At 38.4% G+C, this 18168-nt stretch carries 24 protein-coding genes; 20 read left to right on the top strand and 4 right to left on the bottom strand.

Annotation, left to right across the window (positions count from 1 at the left end):
* The first annotated feature begins 144 nt into the window (after positions 1–144).
* The 20 genes from rpsH to FAZ15_RS04855 all read left to right on the top strand — a co-directional run bounded on the left by rpsH (position 145) and on the right by FAZ15_RS04855 (position 13568).
* Positions 145–543: a 30S ribosomal protein S8 gene (gene rpsH, locus FAZ15_RS04950; RefSeq protein WP_136900223.1), complete on the top strand. Its 399-nt coding sequence runs from the start codon at positions 145–147 to the stop codon at positions 541–543.
* Between the two features lie 23 nt (positions 544–566).
* The gene (gene rplF, locus FAZ15_RS04945) at positions 567–1121 is read left to right on the top strand and encodes a 50S ribosomal protein L6 (protein ID WP_136900222.1); all 555 of its coding nucleotides are present in this window, start codon (positions 567–569) and stop codon (positions 1119–1121) included.
* Positions 1122–1126: 5 nt separating this feature from the next.
* The gene (gene rplR, locus FAZ15_RS04940; protein WP_136900221.1) at positions 1127–1480 is read left to right on the top strand and encodes a 50S ribosomal protein L18; all 354 of its coding nucleotides are present in this window, start codon (positions 1127–1129) and stop codon (positions 1478–1480) included.
* 11 nt (positions 1481–1491) lie between these two features.
* Positions 1492–2010 (top strand): 30S ribosomal protein S5, encoded by a 519-nt coding sequence (gene rpsE, locus FAZ15_RS04935; RefSeq protein WP_136900220.1) that lies wholly within the window; start codon positions 1492–1494, stop codon positions 2008–2010.
* Positions 2011–2015: 5 nt separating this feature from the next.
* Positions 2016–2195 carry a 50S ribosomal protein L30 gene (rpmD, locus tag FAZ15_RS04930; protein WP_136900219.1) on the top strand — a complete coding sequence of 60 codons (180 nt, stop codon included), beginning with the start codon at positions 2016–2018 and terminating at the stop codon, positions 2193–2195.
* 114 nt (positions 2196–2309) lie between these two features.
* The gene (gene rplO / locus FAZ15_RS04925; RefSeq protein WP_136900218.1) at positions 2310–2756 is read left to right on the top strand and encodes a 50S ribosomal protein L15; all 447 of its coding nucleotides are present in this window, start codon (positions 2310–2312) and stop codon (positions 2754–2756) included.
* Between the two features lie 3 nt (positions 2757–2759).
* The gene (gene secY / locus FAZ15_RS04920; protein ID WP_136900217.1) at positions 2760–4097 is read left to right on the top strand and encodes a preprotein translocase subunit SecY; all 1338 of its coding nucleotides are present in this window, start codon (positions 2760–2762) and stop codon (positions 4095–4097) included.
* A gap of 6 nt (positions 4098–4103) precedes the next feature.
* Entirely contained in the window at positions 4104–4886 is a 783-nt protein-coding gene (gene map / locus FAZ15_RS04915) for a type I methionyl aminopeptidase (RefSeq protein ID WP_136900216.1), read from the top strand.
* Positions 4887–4964: 78 nt separating this feature from the next.
* A complete protein-coding gene (gene infA / locus FAZ15_RS04910) occupies positions 4965–5183 on the top strand; it encodes a translation initiation factor IF-1 (RefSeq protein ID WP_002997456.1) in 219 nt (72 codons plus the stop codon).
* A gap of 35 nt (positions 5184–5218) precedes the next feature.
* Positions 5219–5335, top strand: coding sequence for a type B 50S ribosomal protein L36 (ykgO, locus tag FAZ15_RS04905; protein WP_021071232.1), 117 nt, complete (start codon positions 5219–5221; stop codon positions 5333–5335).
* 29 nt (positions 5336–5364) lie between these two features.
* Positions 5365–5742, top strand: coding sequence for a 30S ribosomal protein S13 (gene rpsM / locus FAZ15_RS04900; RefSeq protein WP_136819180.1), 378 nt, complete (start codon positions 5365–5367; stop codon positions 5740–5742).
* Positions 5743–5749: 7 nt separating this feature from the next.
* Positions 5750–6139: a 30S ribosomal protein S11 gene (gene rpsK / locus FAZ15_RS04895; protein ID WP_136900215.1), complete on the top strand. Its 390-nt coding sequence runs from the start codon at positions 5750–5752 to the stop codon at positions 6137–6139.
* Between the two features lie 68 nt (positions 6140–6207).
* The gene (gene rpsD / locus FAZ15_RS04890; RefSeq protein ID WP_136900214.1) at positions 6208–6816 is read left to right on the top strand and encodes a 30S ribosomal protein S4; all 609 of its coding nucleotides are present in this window, start codon (positions 6208–6210) and stop codon (positions 6814–6816) included.
* Between the two features lie 93 nt (positions 6817–6909).
* A complete protein-coding gene (locus FAZ15_RS04885) occupies positions 6910–7902 on the top strand; it encodes a DNA-directed RNA polymerase subunit alpha (RefSeq protein WP_136900213.1) in 993 nt (330 codons plus the stop codon).
* A 163-nt stretch (positions 7903–8065) separates the two neighbouring features.
* The gene (gene rplQ, locus FAZ15_RS04880; RefSeq protein ID WP_136900212.1) at positions 8066–8599 is read left to right on the top strand and encodes a 50S ribosomal protein L17; all 534 of its coding nucleotides are present in this window, start codon (positions 8066–8068) and stop codon (positions 8597–8599) included.
* 129 nt (positions 8600–8728) lie between these two features.
* Positions 8729–9862 (top strand): aspartate aminotransferase family protein, encoded by a 1134-nt coding sequence (locus FAZ15_RS04875; RefSeq protein ID WP_136900211.1) that lies wholly within the window; start codon positions 8729–8731, stop codon positions 9860–9862.
* 54 nt (positions 9863–9916) lie between these two features.
* Positions 9917–10879: a Rossmann-fold NAD(P)-binding domain-containing protein gene (locus FAZ15_RS04870; protein WP_136900210.1), complete on the top strand. Its 963-nt coding sequence runs from the start codon at positions 9917–9919 to the stop codon at positions 10877–10879.
* Positions 10880–10898: 19 nt separating this feature from the next.
* The gene (argB, locus tag FAZ15_RS04865) at positions 10899–11696 is read left to right on the top strand and encodes an acetylglutamate kinase (RefSeq protein WP_136900209.1); all 798 of its coding nucleotides are present in this window, start codon (positions 10899–10901) and stop codon (positions 11694–11696) included.
* A 14-nt stretch (positions 11697–11710) separates the two neighbouring features.
* Positions 11711–12511 carry a pyrroline-5-carboxylate reductase gene (proC, locus tag FAZ15_RS04860; protein WP_136900208.1) on the top strand — a complete coding sequence of 267 codons (801 nt, stop codon included), beginning with the start codon at positions 11711–11713 and terminating at the stop codon, positions 12509–12511.
* A complete protein-coding gene (locus tag FAZ15_RS04855) occupies positions 12504–13568 on the top strand; it encodes a M20 family metallo-hydrolase (RefSeq protein WP_136900207.1) in 1065 nt (354 codons plus the stop codon). Before proC ends, FAZ15_RS04855 begins: the two co-directional genes overlap by 8 nt.
* A gap of 69 nt (positions 13569–13637) precedes the next feature.
* On the opposite strand, the gene FAZ15_RS04850 is transcribed toward FAZ15_RS04855, so the two are convergent.
* The 4 genes from FAZ15_RS04850 to FAZ15_RS04835 all read right to left on the bottom strand — a co-directional run bounded on the left by FAZ15_RS04850 (position 13638) and on the right by FAZ15_RS04835 (position 18020).
* On the bottom strand, positions 13638–15107 hold the full coding sequence (locus FAZ15_RS04850; protein ID WP_136900206.1) for a glycine--tRNA ligase: 1470 nt from the start codon (positions 15105–15107) through the stop codon (positions 13638–13640).
* Positions 15108–15151: 44 nt separating this feature from the next.
* Positions 15152–15619, bottom strand: coding sequence for a thioredoxin-dependent thiol peroxidase (gene bcp, locus FAZ15_RS04845; protein WP_136900205.1), 468 nt, complete (start codon positions 15617–15619; stop codon positions 15152–15154).
* A gap of 65 nt (positions 15620–15684) precedes the next feature.
* The gene (locus FAZ15_RS04840; RefSeq protein ID WP_136900204.1) at positions 15685–17406 is read right to left on the bottom strand and encodes a M23 family metallopeptidase; all 1722 of its coding nucleotides are present in this window, start codon (positions 17404–17406) and stop codon (positions 15685–15687) included.
* A gap of 2 nt (positions 17407–17408) precedes the next feature.
* Positions 17409–18020, bottom strand: a complete 612-nt coding sequence (locus tag FAZ15_RS04835) for a fumarylacetoacetate hydrolase family protein (protein WP_136900203.1) — start codon at positions 18018–18020, stop codon at positions 17409–17411.
* Positions 18021–18168 lie beyond the last annotated feature (148 nt).

Genomic DNA, 18168 nt, shown 5'->3' with positions numbered 1-18168 from the left:
TTTAATAGTAATGAAGCTTGCCTTGAACTGTATATAATTTTATAGGATGTTCAAACAGGTTTACTTTGCAAATTTTATTAACAGATAGTAGGTCAATGGCTTAGGTTAGCCAAAGAAACCATTATCCTAATTTTATATTACATAATGAATACAGATCCAATAGCGGATTACCTTACACGAGTAAGGAATGCCATTAAGGCCAACCACAGGGTTGTTGAAATTCCTGCATCGAACCTAAAAAAAGAAATTACTAAAGTTCTTTTTGATAAAGGTTACATTGCTAACTACAAATTCATCGAAGAGGGACCTCAAGGTTCAATCAAAATCGCTTTGAAGTACAATCCAATTAGCAAAGTACCGGCTATTCGCACATTGACACGTGTGAGTAAACCTGGTTTAAGAAAGTATGCAAGTGTTGACAACATGCCTCGCGTTTTAAATGGTTTGGGTATCGCTATCTTGTCTACATCGAAAGGTGTAATGACAGATAAAGAGGCTCGCTTACAAAACGTAGGTGGTGAAGTTTTATGTTACGTTTATTAATCTAGGAAAAAACACACAAAGAAATGTCAAGAATTGGAAAAGCGCCTATCGCTATCCCCTCGGGTGTATCGATAGCTGTATCAGATAAGAATCTGGTAACAGTGAAAGGCCCTAAGGGTGAATTAACACAGCAAGTAGACAGCGACATTACAGTAAAAGAAGAAGATGGTAACATCGTAGTAAGTCGTCCTACTGAACAAAAAAAGCACAAAGCATTACACGGGTTATACCGCGCATTAATCAATAATATGGTTGTGGGTGTAACAGAAGGTTACAAAACTACGCAAGAGTTAGTCGGTGTAGGTTACCGTGCTTCAAACACTGGTAATACATTAGAGTTAACATTAGGTTTCTCTCACCAGATTGTTTTTGTATTGCCACAGGAAATTAAAATTACAACAACTGCTGATAAAGGTAAAAATCCTACTATCACGTTAGAGTCTATTGACAAGCAATTAATTGGTCAAGTAGCAGCTAAGATCCGCAGCTTCCGTAAACCAGAGCCGTACAAAGGTAAAGGTGTTAAGTTTGCAGGTGAAGTATTGAGAAGAAAAGCAGGTAAATCAGCTAAAAAATAATAACCATGGCAGGAAGTAAAACAAATCGCAGAGAGCGAATTAAAAAAGGAATAAGAAAGAACCTGACTGGATCAGTTGAACGTCCACGTTTATCAGTTTTTAGAAGTAACAAAGGTATCTACGCACAAATTATTGATGATACAACAGGAAAGACTTTAGTCTCTGCTTCTAGCAGTTCGAAAGATTTTGCGGCATCAGGTAATAAAGTGGAGCAATCTAAAGCAGTGGGTAAATTAGTAGCAGAGAAAGCTGTAGCAGCAGGTATTAGCAAAGTAGTTTTTGACCGTAATGGGTACTTATACCATGGCCGTATTAAATCATTGGCTGAAGGTGCTCGCGAAGGCGGTTTAGACTTTTAATCAATATAGAAATGGCATTAAGCAACATAAAAAGAGTAAAATCAAGCGAAATTGAATTAAAAGATCGCTTAGTAAGCATCCAACGCGTAGCAAAAGTGACTAAAGGTGGTCGTACATTTAGTTTTTCTGCTATCGTAGTTGTTGGTGACGAAAACGGTATCGTGGGATATGGCCTAGGTAAAGCAAAAGAGGTTACTGAAGCAATTACGAAAGGTATCGATGATGCTAAAAAGAACTTGGTGAAAGTTCCTATCATCAATGGTACAGTTCCTCATGAGCAATACGGTAAGTATTCTGGTGGATCTGTATTGATTAAACCAGCTGTACACGGTACAGGAGTATTAGCCGGTGGTGCGATGCGTGCGGTATTGGAATCAGCTGGTATCAAAGACGTATTAGCTAAATCATTAGGATCGTCGAACCCACATAACGTGGTGAAAGCAACAGTTGACGCTTTAGCGAGTATGCGTGATGCGTATACAGTGGCTCAACACCGTGGTATCGATTTAAACAAAGTATTTAACGGTTAATTATCATGGCAAAAATCAAAATCACCCAGATAAAGAGCGTTATCGACAGAAGCGAGCGCCAAAAGAAAACTATTGAGGCATTAGGTTTAAGAAAATTGAATCACTCAGTAGAAGTTGAAGCTACACCGGCTATTATCGGTATGGTACGTAAGGTAAACCATTTAGTAGCGATAGAGACTATCTAAAATATACTAAGGGAGAGGTACTTTGTGCCTTTCCTATTAGTAGTTAATAATCAAATTGTTAATCGTTGTGTCCTGTTTAGTGAGAGCGAAGGCGCAACATAATCTTAGTTTAGAATGAACTTAAGTAATTTAAGACCAGCAGCTGGTTCAACAAAAAGTAAAAAACGTATTGGTCGGGGTCAGGGTTCTGGCCGTGGTGGTACTTCAACACGCGGTCACAAAGGAGCAGGTTCTCGTTCTGGTAACAGTACAAAAATCGGTTTCGAAGGAGGTCAAATGCCTTTACAACGTCGTGTGCCTAAATTTGGTTTCAAGAACATCAACCGTGTTGAATACAATGGAGTTAATTTAGATGTATTGCAAGGTCTTGTCGAGAAATTTAATTTAACAACTATTGATTTTGATACGTTAAAAGTTCATGGTTTAGTTTCTAAAAATGACTTGGTAAAAGTATTAGGTCGTGGCGAATTTACTGCTAAAGTAGAAGTTAAAGCACATGCATTTTCAGCTTCTGCACAAAAAGCGATTGAGGCTGCAGGTGGTTCTATCGTTAAACTTTAATACATGAAGAAACTAATCACAACCTTAACCAATATATGGAAGATCGAAGATCTACGTAAGCGTATTTTAAATACCTTACTATTTCTTCTCATCTATCGTGTTGGATGTCACGTGGTGTTGCCAGGTGTTAATCCAGATGCGTTAGTTACTGGGCAAAAAGAAGGCCTTCTAGGTCTATTGGATATGTTTGCCGGGGGATCATTCTCCCGTTCGGCTATCTTTGCTCTAGGTGTAATGCCTTATATTTCTGCATCTATCGTTGTACAGTTATTGGGGATTGCAGTTCCTGCTTTTCAAAAAATGCAAAAGGAAGGTGAGTCTGGTCGAAAAAAAATGACGCAGATTACACGTTACCTTACGTTAGCTATTACCTTGGTACAAGCGGTAGCTTATGTGAGAACACAAATTGAGCCAGCAGCTAAAACAATTGCTGATCCAATGTTTACTATTCTTTCTGCTGTAGTTTTGACTGCGGGTACGTTGTTTGTGATGTGGTTGGGTGAGAAAATCACTGATAAAGGTATCGGTAACGGTATTTCGTTGATCATTATGGCGGGTATTATTGCACAGCTTCCTGCTGGTATTACTGCAGAATGGGCTTCGCGTATGGCTCCTAGTGGTGGCGGTATTATTCCCCTATTGTTAGAGTTTATTGCACTATTCTTTGTTGTTATCTTTACTATTTTGGTAGTTCAGGGTGTACGCAAGATTCCTGTGCAATACGCTAAGAAGATTGTTGGTAACAAACAAGTAGGCGGTGTACGTCAGTATATTCCGTTGAAAGTGAATGCGGCGGGGGTAATGCCTATTATCTTTGCGCAGGCAATTATGTTCTTGCCTATGTCTTTATCGCAGTTTTTTCCAAATATTCAATCGGATTTCTTAACGTCTTTGAGTAACTATACTTCGGTAACGTATAATGTAACCTTTGCAATCTTGATTATTGCATTTACATTCTTCTACACTGCTATCATGGTTAACCCTCAACAGATGTCTGAGGATATGAAGAAAAATGGTGGATTCATTCCAGGGATTAAACCGGGATATGACACAAATCTATTTATAGATAATGTTATTTCTCGTATTACATTTCCAGGAGCATTCTTTTTGGCGATTATTGCCATTCTGCCAGCGATAGCCAGTTTATTTGGTGTAAATAATCAATTTGCACACTTTTACGGAGGCACGTCATTATTGATTTTAGTAGGGGTAGTTTTGGATACATTGCAGCAAATTGAAAGTCATTTATTGATGCGTCATTACGATGGATTAATGAAGACTGGTCGAGTGAAAGGCCGTTCAGCAGCTGCTGTAGAAGGATATGATCAATCGGCTATTTAATCTTTAATGTCGAAGGTAATTTATAAAACAGAAGAAGAGATTGAGCAAGTGCGAGAGTCTGCAAATGTACTCTCGCATTTACTTGCTGAGATTGCCAGGGAAATAAAGCCGGGTATTACGACGTTGTCTCTTGATAGATTGGCACATGATTACATTCATGACCATGGAGGTACACCAGCATTCCTGAATTATCATGGATTTCCATATTCATTGTGTATTTCTGTGAATGATCAAGTCGTGCATGGTTTCCCGAGTGATTACGTAATCAAGGAAGGTGATTTGATATCAGTGGATGGGGGTGTCAATCTGAATGGATTCATTAGTGATTCGGCTTACACGTTTGGTATAGGAGAGATTTCAGCAGAAGCTCAGCAGCTATTAGATGTTACAAAGGATGCTTTGTACAAAGGCGTAGAGCAAGCTGTAGCAGGTAAGCGCATAGGGGATATTTCTTCTGCAATTCAAGAATATGTTCAGCCGTATAATTTCGGTATTGTTCGTGAGTTAGTAGGACATGGTGTGGGCCTTCATTTGCACGAGAAGCCCGAAGTGCCGAACTATGGAAAGCGAGGTTCAGGTCCTAAATTGGAACCCGGTTTGGTAATTTGTATTGAGCCGATGATTAATGCCGGCAAGGCTGGGGTTAAGTTCTGGGATGATGGATGGACTGTAAGTACACAGGATGGTAAGTTATCTGCTCACTTCGAACAAATGGTCGCAATACGTAAAGGTCAGCCTGATGTGTTGTTATCATTTGAGCATGTTGAGAAAGTTTTGGATAAAAAGTAATTGGTTTTCAATATTTTTTATTTATCTTTGCACTCCTGTTTGTGCAGGCTGTTAACAACGTAAATAAGTAATTGACATATGGCTAAACAAGCCTCAATAGAACAAGACGGTATAATTAGAGAGGCACTTTCTAATGCAATGTTCCGTGTAGAATTAGAAAATGGACACGAGATTATTGCTCACATTTCTGGTAAAATGCGTATGCACTATATCAAGATTTTACCCGGAGACAAGGTAAAGTTGGAAATGTCTCCCTATGATCTGACTAAAGGAAGAATAACTTATCGTTATAAATAAAGTTTTGCTCTAATAGAGCTTAAATAATTAGTAAAATGAAAGTAAGAGCATCAGTAAAAAAACGCAGTGCGGATTGTAAAATCATCCGTCGTAAAGGAAAGATTTTTGTGATCAACAAAAAGAACCCTAAATTTAAACAACGTCAGGGATAATTTATTAACAAAATCGCTTAAAATAGTATATGGCAAGGATATCAGGTATAGATTTACCTAAAAACAAAAGAGGTGTGATTGGCCTTACGTATATCTTCGGTATTGGTCGCAACACTGCTGCTTATATCTTAGAGAAGGCAGGTATCAGTCAAGACGTAAAAGTATCAGAGTGGGATGATGATCAATTATCTGCTATTCGTACGATCATCAACGATGAGATCAAAGTAGAAGGTGCTTTACGTTCAGAAGTTCAATTGAACATCAAACGTTTGATGGACATTGGTTGTTATCGTGGCTTACGTCACCGTAAACATTTACCAGTTCGTGGTCAACGTACGAAGAACAATACGCGTACACGTAAAGGTAAACGTAAAACAGTTGCAAACAAGAAAAAAGCTACTAAATAATTAAGAAATGGCTAAAACTAAAAAAGCTACCAAAAAGCGTATCGTAGTTATCGAGCCTGTTGGTCAAGCTCATATCAACGCTACGTTTAACAACATTATTATTACTTTAACAAATAATTCAGGTCAGACAATTTCATGGTCTAGTGCTGGTAAAATGGGCTTCAGAGGTTCTAAAAAGAACACTCCGTATGCAGCATCTCAAGCGGCTAATGACTGTGGTAAAGTTGCTCACGACTTGGGTTTACGTAAAGTAGAGGTATTCGTTAAAGGCCCCGGGGCAGGACGTGAATCGGCGATCCGTACATTACAAACGGTAGGTATCGATGTAACTATCATTAAAGATATTACGCCACTTCCTCACAACGGGTGTCGCCCTCCAAAACGCAGAAGAGTTTAATAAAAATTATTGTTTAAGATAAGCTTCGTCAGTTATAGACTGATAGATACTTCAAACAGAAAAAAGAAATGGCAAGATATACAGGACCAAAGTCCAAAATCGCGCGTAAATTTAGAGAGCCAATTTTTGGCCCAGATAAAGCGTTAGAAAAAAAGAATTATCCTCCCGGTCAACATGGACCGTCAAAGAGAAGAGGTAAACAATCTGAATACGCTATTCAGTTGTTAGAAAAGCAAAAAGCAAAATATACCTATGGGGTATTGGAGCGTCAATTTGCTAATCTATTTGCAAAGGCATCAGCAAAACAAGGTATCACGGGTGAGAACTTCTTAAAGTTATTAGAAGCTCGTTTAGATAACGTAGTATACCGTTTAGGAATTGCTCCTACTCGTGCTGCTGCTCGTCAATTAGTTTCACATAAGCACATCAATGTTAACGGTAATTTAGTTAACATTCCATCATATAGCTTACGTCCAGGTGATGTAATCTCTGTTCGCGAACGTTCACAATCTTTAGAAGCTATCAGTACATCTGTAGCAGGAAGAGCAATCAATAAATTTGGTTGGTTGGAGTGGAACGTAAACGATTTGACAGGTACATTTGTTACTTTCCCAGAAAGAGCTGATATTCCTGAAAATATTAAAGAGAACTTAATCGTAGAGTTATACTCTAAATAATAACTGATAGATATATGCATAATCTGAAATTTGGATTATGCATATGCTATTAAGATATACTTATTGTTATAAAAAAATATTAAAAGAATATAAATGGCAATTTTAGCATTTCAAAGACCGGATAAAGTAATCATGCAAAAATCAACAGATTTTGATGGTACTTTCGAATTTCGTCCATTAGAGCCAGGTTTTGGTGTAACTATTGGTAATGCTTTGCGCCGTATTTTATTGTCCTCACTAGAAGGATATGCAATTACGTCGATAAGGTTTTCTGGCGTTTCGCACGAATTCTCTACGATCAAAGGTGTAGTGGAAGACGTAACCGAAATCATCTTAAACTTAAAACAAGTACGTTTTCAAAAATCAGGTGAGCAAGGAGATAGTGAGAAAATCTTTGTAGTTATCAATGGTCAAGATCAGTTCAACGCTGGTGATATCACTAAGTTTTCTAACAATTTTACAGTGTTAAATCCAGATTTAGTTATCTGTAACATGGAAACTTCAGTTACGCTTGAAGTTGAATTGTCAGTTTCTAAAGGACGTGGTTATGTGAATGCTGAAGAAAATAAAGTAACAGATGGTCCCGTAGGTGTAATCGCGATCGATTCGATCTATACTCCGATCAAGAATGTGAAATATACCATTGAAAACTACCGTGTAGAGCAAAAAACTGACTACGAGAAATTGTTGTTAGATATTTCTACTGATGGTTCTATTCACCCTGAAGAAGCTTTGAAAGAAGCTGCTCGTATCTTAATCCAACACTTTATGTTATTCTCTGACGAAAATATGTTGTTAGAGTCTCAAACTAAAGAAGAAACTAAGGTAGTAGACGAGGAAATTTTACATATGCGTAAAATCTTGAAAACTGAATTAGTTGATTTAGATCTTTCAGTGCGTGCATTGAACTGTTTAAAAGCGGCTGATATTCGTACTTTAGCGGAGTTAGTAACTTATGACGTAGCAGATATGTTGAAGTTCCGTAACTTTGGTAAAAAATCATTAAGCGAAATTCAAGAATTGGTTAAATCGAAAGGTTTATCATTCGGAATGAACTTGTCTAAGTACAAATTAGACGAAGAATAATTAATTAAATAATAAGCGACCTGATGCATAATTCCCCTTTTTAAGGAATAAAGAATAAAGAGAAAAGAACAAGGATAAAAATGCCCTTTAAGAATATCCTTGCCCTTTAATCCTTAGTCTTTGGTCCAAAACAGGACGGTATGCACAAAAAAACAAAACTAAAATGAGACACGGAAAAAAAGTAAATCACTTAGGCCGCACTGACAGTCACCGTAAGGCGATGTTAGCTAATATGGCGACTTCATTAATCAAACATAAGCGTATTACGACTACGTTAGCAAAAGCGAAAGCTTTGCGTCAATATGTTGAGCCATTGATTACAAAATCTAAGAACGACACGACCCACTCTCGTCGTACGGTATTCGCTTACTTAAAAGACAAAGACGCTGTTACGATCTTGTTCCGCGAAATTTCGGAAAAAGTAGCTACTCGTCCAGGTGGTTATACACGTATTATTAAATTGGAAAACCGTTTAGGTGATAACGCGGAAATGGCGTTCGTTGAATTGGTTGACTACAATGAAGTATACGGCGCTACTACTAAAACTGAGAAAAAATCTACACGACGTCGCGGTTCTTCTAAGAAGAAAGCTGTTGAAAGTGCTGAAGCTCCTGTAGAAGCTGTTGAAGAAGTGAAAGCTGAAGAAGCAGCTGAAACAACTGAAGAAGCTCCTGCTACGGAAGAGAAAAAAGACTAATCTTTTTTCTATAAGATTAAAAAAGCCTATCATCAGCGATGATAGGCTTTTTTTGTTATTGATGAGCTATTTAAGCTTTGTCTTACTTATATTTGTAACCGGCTATACACGCCTTTTATATTTTTATTCATGAACTTATTTAACGTTTATCCAATAAATCCAATCAATATTGTTAAAGCTTCAGGTTCTTCCGTTTGGGATGCAGAAGGTAATGAATATTTGGATTTATATGGTGGCCACGCTGTTATTTCCATCGGTCACACCCATCCATATTATGTGGAATCATTGACAAATCAATTAGGTAAAATTGGTTTTTATTCTAACTCTGTAGAGATCCCGATTCAACAACGCTTAGCAGAACAATTGGGCGAAGTGTCTGGCAAAGAAGATTATACGTTGTTTTTATGCAATTCAGGAGCTGAAGCAAATGAAAATGCGTTGAAATTGGCCTCTTTTTATAACGGGCGTAAAAAAATTGTCGCTTTTAGTAAATCATTCCATGGTCGTACATCTTTGGCTGTAGCGGCTACGGATAATCCAAATATTGTAGCTCCCGTAAATCAGACGGATAATGTGGTATTCCTTCCCTTTAATGATGAAGATGCATTGTCAAATGCATTTGCAAATTATGGAGAAGAGATATGTGCAGTTATTATAGAAGGTATTCAAGGTGTAGGTGGTATTCGCGAGGCTTCCATTCCGTTTCTAAAATTAATTCGTTCGTTATGTGATCAGTATGGATCTGTTTTTATTGCGGATTCTGTACAATGTGGATATGGCCGTACAGGAGATTTTTATTCCCATGACTATGCCGGTGTTGACGCAGATATTTATTCGATGGCCAAGGGTATGGGTAACGGATTTCCGATAGGGGGTATTGCTATTGCGCCAAAATTTAAAGCATCTTTTGGTTTGTTAGGTACTACATTTGGTGGTAATCATCTAGCCTGTGCAGCTGCTCTTGCTGTTTTGGAGGTCATTAAACAGCATAATCTATTACAAAATGCGGCTCAAGTGGGATCATATTTGATTGGGGAATTAAGGAAATTTGATAAGGTAATGGAAGTTCGTGGTAGAGGATTGATGATTGGTATTGATCTTCCAGAGGAGCTCTCCGCAGTAAAAAAGGATTTATTGTCGAAGAATAGAATCTTCACAGGTGAGGCAAAACCTAATGTGATACGTATATTGCCAGCGCTCAATATTACAAAGGAGATTGCCGATAGATTTTTAACCGCATTAGACGAGCGTCTAAAAGCGTAAATAAGAGGTTTAGTTTTTAACCGAGCTAATGCTCATCGATGATACATTTTAAATATGAAGAATTTTTTTTCAGTAGCTGATGTTGATAATTTGGACAGTATTGTAAAAGAGGCTCTTGAACTAAAGGCCAATCCGCATGTAAATGAAACATTAGGCAAATATAAAACCTTAGGATTGGTATTCTTAAATCCAAGTTTGCGTACACGTATTAGCACACAGAAAGCCGCTACGAATTTAGGCATGACCGTAATGGTCATGAACATGGATAAAGATGGTTGGGCTTTGGAAACGCAAGATGGGGTCGTAATGAATGGTACGACGGTGGAGCATATCCGTGAAGCCGCTGCTGTGATGGGTGAATATTGCGATATTTTGGGTTTACGTTCTTTTCCTTCTTTAAAAGACAAGGAAGCAGACTATAATGAGGATCTCTTCAATAAATTTATTGAATTTTGCGGAGTTCCGGTAGTTTCTTTAGAGAGTGCTACACGGCATCCATTACAGAGCTTGACAGATCTTATTACGATTACTGAATACAAAAAGACAATCAAACCAAAAGTAGTGTTAGCTTGGGCGCCACATGTGAAAGCGTTGCCACAAGCGGTTCCGAACTCTTTTGCGGAGTGGATGTGTAAGGCACAAGCGGAAAATCTGCTAGAATTCACGATAGCCCATCCGGCAGGTTATGAGTTAAATGAAGATTTTACCGAAGGAGCCACTATTATACCGAATCTGAAAGAAGCATTGGCTGATGCGGATTTTGTATACGTAAAGAATTGGTCTTCTTATAAAGAATATGGTGAAGTTTATCCAGTGGATGAAAACTGGATGATGGACAACGCGAAGTTAGCATTAACGAATGATGCTAAAATAATGCATTGTCTCCCGGTAAGACGCGATCTGGAACTCTCTTCTGAAATATTGGATGGCCCTAATTCTTTGGTTATTAAAGAGGCAAGTAATCGGGTGTGGGCAGCACAGGTGGTTTTGAAGCGTATACTGGAAAATTTAAAATAATAAACTATTAAGATTATAGATGTCAAATAGCACACTACATATAATAAAGATTGGTGGAAATATAATTGATGATAGTGATCAATTAGCGATTTTTCTCGAGAAATTTGCAGCTATTCCTGGAAAAAAAATATTGGTACATGGAGGTGGCAAAATCGCTACACGCTTAGCTTCTGACTTGGGACTTGAAGCAAAGATGGTCGACGGTCGCCGTATCACTGACGAAAAGATGTTGAATGTAGTGACAATGGTATACGCGGGGCTTACAAGCAAGAATATTGTCGCAACGTTGCAAAAGTACGGTTGTGACGCCTTGGGATTAAGTGGTGCAGATGCAAATGTAATTAAAGCGATTAAACGTCCTGTAAAGGATATCGATTATGGCTTTGCCGGAGATATTTTAGCAGATTCGGTAAATACATTGTCCATAAAGAAATTCTTAGATGCAGGTTTCACTCCAGTATTTTCGGCTATTACACACAATGGAAATGGACAACTACTCAATACAAATGCAGATACGATAGCCTCATCTCTAGCGTTGGCCCTTTCGGAGTTGTATGAAACTTCATTGATTTATTGTTTTGAAAAGAATGGTGTACTAAGCGATATTAGTAATGAAGATTCTGTCATTGAAAGTATCAACTTCGAAAGTTTTAAAAAGTTGAAATCCCAGGGCGTCATTAGTGAGGGGATGATACCAAAATTGGATAATGCATTTAATGCGATTAGCAAAGGCGTTAAAAATGTTTACATTGGTCACGCTTTAAATTTACACTTATTTCAGCAAGGTAAATTTGGTACCTGCTTAGCAATAAAATAATCAAACTAAACTGTATGCGAAAAGTAACCATAATTGGATCGGGTAATATCGGATTAGCACTAGCCAAAGGGTTAGTAAAATCTAATGAATATCAAGCAAATAATATTACGCTGACAAGGCGTACCCTGCAGTCTCTTCAAGAAGAGAAAGAATTGGGGTTTGATGTAAGCGCAAATAATCAAGAAGCCATTCAAGGAGCTGAAGTGATTGTCTTAGCCATTTTACCGCAGCAGATTCGCAAGGTAATGGAAGAAATCCATTCCGCATTATCACCCAACCAAATTGTAGTTTCTGTTGCGTCAGGGGTTTCTTGCGCTCATATCAAAGAGGTGTTAGGACTAGATACAGTAGTGGTACGTGCGATGCCCAATACTGCGATAGCTATCGGTCAGTCAATGACATGTATCGCAACAGATACTGCCACTTCAGAGGAAGTTGCCGTGGTAGAAAGACTGTTTGAAACAGTAGGTTCAGTAGTTGTGATCAACGAGGATTTGATGACATCTGCTACCGCTCTATGTGCATGCGGTATAGCATTCTTCCTGCGTAGTATTCGTGCGGCGTCGCAAGGGGGGGTGGAAATAGGCTTCCATGCACACGATGCGTTGAAAATGGCTATACAAACTGCTAAAGGGGCCGCAGATTTGTTGTTGCAAACGAATAGCCATCCAGAAAGCGAAATCGATAAGGTCACATCACCGAAAGGATGTACCATTGCCGGCTTGAATGAGATGGAGCACAACGGATTTAGTTCTGCTTTTATAAAAGGAATCAAATTCTCCGCCAAACAAGCGGGAGGTTTATATAATGACTAGTATTGCCCAATTAACTGAAGATAGCATTAATTTGCTTAGACAGCTGATCGCGATACCCTCATTTAGTAGAGATGAAGAGGGAGTCGCATCTTTGATTGGACAATATTTAACCAACCGAGGTGTAAAAATAAATCGCGTGGGCAATAATGTAATCGCTTACAATCAATATTTTGATAAAGACAAATCCACGTTGTTGTTAAATTCGCACCACGACACGGTCAAACCTAATCCGGGTTACACCAAAAATCCTTTCGAAGCGTCGATAGAAACAGGTAAATTGTATGGACTGGGAAGTAACGATGCCGGAGGGTGTTTGGTATCCTTGATTGCTACATTTTTATATTATTATTCCCAAAGTGACCTAAAATATAATATTTGTTTAATTGCTTCAGCTGAGGAAGAGGTGTCTGGAAAAAACGGTATTGAAGAAGCTTATAAACATGTTTCTCCCTGTGCATTTGCGATAGTTGGCGAGCCTACACTTTTGGATTTAGCAGTGGCTGAAAAGGGATTGATGGTGTTGGATTGTGTTGCTCATGGCGAATCCGGACATGCTGCCCGTGAGGAAGGCGTGAATGCAATATATAATGCCCTAGAAGATATTCATTGGTTTAAAAACTATCAATTTGAAAAGACATCATCGTATTTAGGCCCGATAAAAATGTCTGTAACGATGATCAACGCCGGTTCACAGCATAATGTTGTGCCTGCTTCTTGCTCGTTTGTGGTGGATGTGCGCACAACGGACGTATATTCCAATGAGGAAGTCTTAAACATTATTCAATCACAGGTGCAATCGACAGTAACAGCACGTTCTACACGGCTAAACCCTTCAACGATAGATTCGCAACATCCTATCGTCCTTTCGGGTATAAAATTAGGTAAAGAGACTTATGGTAGTCCCACAATGAGTGATCAGGCCTTGTTGACTATACCATCGTTAAAAGTAGGTCCGGGAGATTCGGCGCGTTCGCATACAGCCGATGAGTTTATATATCTCGATGAGATTGAAGAGGGGGTAAGGTTCTATATAGATCTTTTAAGGAACATTTTATAATGTTAGAAATACGAAAAAAGGTAGCATCGTTGACAATGATACTACCTTTTTTGTATAAATAGATCTGTATTAGATCAGTTGTTTCAGCAAACTGGTCCAACTAACCAGATCTCTTATTATTTTTTCTAATTCGTCTGCATTCACGCGCTCTTGTTGCATGCTGTCGCGGTGACGAATAGTAACCGTGTTGTCCTCCAGTGTTTGGTGATCTACCGTAATACAGTAAGGCGTACCAATTGCATCTTGGCGACGGTAACGCTTACCTATTGCATCTTTCTCATCGTATTGAATATTGAAATCTAGTTTCAATTTAGCCATGATCTCGCGGGCTTTTTCTGGCAATCCATCTTTTTTGGTCAAAGGTAAGATAGCCGCTTTTACCGGAGCAATAGCAGGATGGAATTTCAATACCGTACGGGAATCTGTTTTTTCTTCGGTAGAAAGGTCCTCTTGTACCAAAGAATTTGCCAATACGGTTAGGAAAAGACGATCCAGACCGATCGAAGTTTCAATTACATATGGAATGTAATTTTGGTTAATCTCTGGGTCGAAGTACTGCATTTTTTTCTTTGAGAACTCCTGATGTTGTTTCAAATCGAAATCAGTACGGGAGTGAATACCTTCCACCTCTTTGAATCCAAATGGGAACTCGTATTCTATATCCACGGCAGCATTCGCATAGTGCGCAAGTTTTACATGATCGTGGTAACGGTATTTGGTTGGATTAGAACCTAACGCCAAATGCCATTTTAAGCGTGCGTCTTTCCATTTCTCATACCATTCCAATTCTGAACCCGGGCGTACAAAAAATTGCATTTCCATTTGTTCGAATTCGCGCATCCGCATGATAAATTGTCGGGCAATTACTTCATTTCGGAAAGCTTTACCAATCTGTGCGATACCAAAGGGAATTTTCATTCTTCCGGTCTTTTGTACATTCAGAAAGTTTACAAAAATACCTTGAGCAGTTTCCGGGCGAAGATATACTTGTTCTGCACCATCAGCCATGGCCCCCATCTGCGTAGCAAACATTAAATTGAATTGACGAACATCAGTCCAGTTTTTAGTTCCTGAAATAGGGCAAACGATATTGTGCTCTTCGATAATAGCTTTCAGGCGGACGAGGTCATCTGCATTCAATGCGTCATCTAGATCTTTTTGCAATTGTGCTGCTTTATCTGTTTTGCCGTCTTTTTCATACCGATCGATTTTATCTTCGATCAGCTGATCGGCGCGGTAACGTTTTTTAGAATCTTTATTATCGATCATTGGATCATTGAATCCATCCACGTGGCCGGAAGCTTTCCAAGTGGTAGGGTGCATGAAAATTGCCGCGTCAATACCTACAATGTTTTCATTCAATTGCACCATGGATTTCCACCAATACGTCTTTAGGTTATTTTTCAATTCCGAACCTAATTGACCATAATCATAAACGGCACTTAGACCGTCATAAATTTCACTTGAAGGAAATACGAATCCGTATTCCTTAGCGTGAGAAATAATATTTTTGAAAAAGTCGTCTGTTTGCTTGCTCATAAGTGGCAAATATAACTAAAAGAACAAAGATAAAAGAACAAAGATTAAGGATGGGATAACAAATCCCGAACCTGCTGTGTCGCATTTTTATTGTCTACTTTTTTGATAATGTGCTGGATAATTCCGTTTTCGTCAATGATAAAAGTTGTACGGGCTGTTCCCATATATTTTTTACCGTACATGTTTTTTTCAACCCAAACACCATAATCGTTAACAATTTTTTGATCTTCATCAGCTAATAGCGTAAAAGGTAAATCAAATTTAGCGATGAATTTTTGATGTGATTGTTCGCTGTCAATGCTGACACCGATTACTTCAATCCCATCGTTAACCAAGCTTTGGTAATTGTCGCGGTAATTGCATGCTTCGGTCGTACATCCCGGTGTATTATCTTTCGGGTAAAAATATAAAATAACTTTCTTGCCTTTGAACTCTGAAAGTTGTACCGTTTCACCTTTTTGATTTTTCGCGGTGATCTCAGGAGCTTTATCTCCTATTTGTAGTGCTGCCATGTCGTTTATTGTTTAAAGATAAAATAATAAAGAATAAGGATAGTCTTTGATCCATAATCTTTATGTTATTTCGTGAATTTTGCTTCATAAACTTTTTCATTGTCTTTCCAGTCTGTTACAACAAGTTTAAATGTATGGGTTCCTTTGGGTAGCGAAGAATCAAAGCGATGCCAAAGATGTCTGTTTTTGGAATCGTATTCCATTAATATCCATTCCCCATTAATATAACCGTCAAAAGATTGGATTCCAGAGAAATTATCAGATATCGTAAAGTCTATCTTAGTTTGGGCGGATACATTTTTGCCATTACTGAGGTTACGAGGTGTAATTGAAGGAGCAATCGTGTCTACAGCGACATAAAAATTTCCAAAATTACGTGTATTTACAGTTACCCAACCATTTTCAAATTTGCCTCCCTCAGAACCAGACTCAACAGAAGCAATTAAGGCTTTGTTTTGTAAATGTGGGGGGAGGTTAGTTGGCTTAATACTTAATTTATACGTAGTAAATAGTGGAATGAAGCTGTTGTGTACTTTTTGTAATAAAGAATATCCGGTAGCCACCTGAAGCCCTTCACTGTATTGAAAGTCGAGATGGTCGTACAATACACCTATAGGCATGTCTATTTTAATATTGGGTGCCTCGAATTTGTTGTCTTCATTATAGGCAAATCTTTGGATGCTTGACGGTGCACTCACCTTTGGATTGTAAGTCGCTTTATTTTGTACTTTAAAATTTAATTCGCTGCAGTTCCCATGTACATCTTTCACTACGTATTTAACGTCATGGACGAGATCATCTTCTAGCTCGATAATTCCCCTATTTTTTAATAGCTTAAAAATGTCAATGGGGTTACCAGGATCTTTAAAGCTTTTCTGCACTTTAGCCTTTGTCGTTTTCCAATATGGATAATCGATATAAGAATGAATGCCCCTTGAAGTATTGAAATCCAATTCTTCAAAGAGGACTGTTGAAATAGGTTTTGCATCGATAAATAGCTCAATCGAATATACTCCATTTTGAAATCCACCGGCGCGATGTCTGTCAATGGTGTTGATTCCTAAACCGAATTTACCATTTATTGGGATTACTGAAGGCGAAGCTAATGTATATCGACTTGAATTGGTCGCTTTTACCTGTTGATGTCGTCTAGGCGTATGCTCATTGAAAATTTCCTCATTAAGATCGTAAATTGTAACGCCATGAATTGTAGGATTAAAATGATCATTGAAATGTAATCCGAATAATTGAGGGTTTAAAGGGTGCTGACTTTTAGTATCTCGAATTTCGAAATGCAGATGCGGACCAGCAGAACCGCCGGTATTTCCGGCATTTCCAATCCGTTGCCCTTTCGTCAGGTTTACCTGGCCGGGTTCAAGTATGATGTCTACATCAAATCGCCTTTGCTTATATTGTTCTGCACGGACGATGTTTGTGAGCACATCGTTAAAACTGTCCATGTGAAGATAAACAGAAGTATACCCATTGGGATGATCGATGTAAACCGAATTACCCCCACCTCCGATTTGCACGCGGACACGCGAGACATAACCTTCTGCTGCCGCATGTAATGGAAGACCGATTTTCTGCTGCGTGCGGTAGTCATCACCTGCATGAAAGTGTGTCGAACGCAATTCTCCAAATGTCCCCGAAGCGTCCGGAGTAATATTCAATGGATTACGAAAATATCCTTGAGGATAGTTCCGTGAGGTGATTATGTCGTTATTCTGGGCGATTGCAGAAAAATAAAGCATGCCACAGCCAATAGCCAATTTAAGTTTATGCATAACTATTTTATATTGCAGGTGAACATGGACTTACCTTCCAAAAACCCTTCCAGTTTGTCTCCAATTTGTACCGGACCTACTCCGGCGGGTGTACCCGTGTAAATTAAATCACCTTTACGCAACGTGATGTATTTCGAGATAAAGACGATAAGGCTGTCAAAATCAAACATAACTTCTTGCGTATTACCCTCTTGAACAGTTACACCATTTTTTGACAGCGAAAAGGTCAGGTCGTTTACATTTTCAAATTCCTCCTTTGGGATCAAATTGCTTATGACAGCCGAATGATCGAAAGCCTTTGCGAGTTCCCAAGGTAATCCTTTTTCTTTATGTATAGATTGGATATCCCGAGCTGTAAAGTCGATTCCTAAACCTAGTGCATCATAATATTTATAAGCAAATTTTGGGGATACATGCTTTCCTTCATTACATATCCGAAGCACCACCTCAACTTCATAGTGTATATCCTTCGAAAATTCTGGATAATAAAAATCTTTATTGTCCTTCAAGATAGCGGTGTCCGGTTTCATGAAAATTACGGGTTTTTCGGGAACTGGATTATTTAATTCTTTTGCGTGATCTATATAATTTCGGCCTACGGCTATTACTTTCATCTGCTTATTTTTTTATTATTCGTTCTAATATATATACATGAATGCGCTGCATGTCTTGTATAAACAAAAATAGATAAAATAAAAGTAATGCTGCTAGTGCAAAATCGTTAGTATATAATTCCTATTTTGCGAAGAAAAAGAGAAATTA

The sequence above is a fragment of the Sphingobacterium olei genome (assembly GCF_005048855.1).
In the GTDB taxonomy this organism is placed as follows: domain Bacteria; phylum Bacteroidota; class Bacteroidia; order Sphingobacteriales; family Sphingobacteriaceae; genus Sphingobacterium; species Sphingobacterium olei.
The sequence above is the reverse complement of the archived record's forward strand: the minus strand, read 5'-3'. Positions and strand labels throughout refer to the sequence as shown.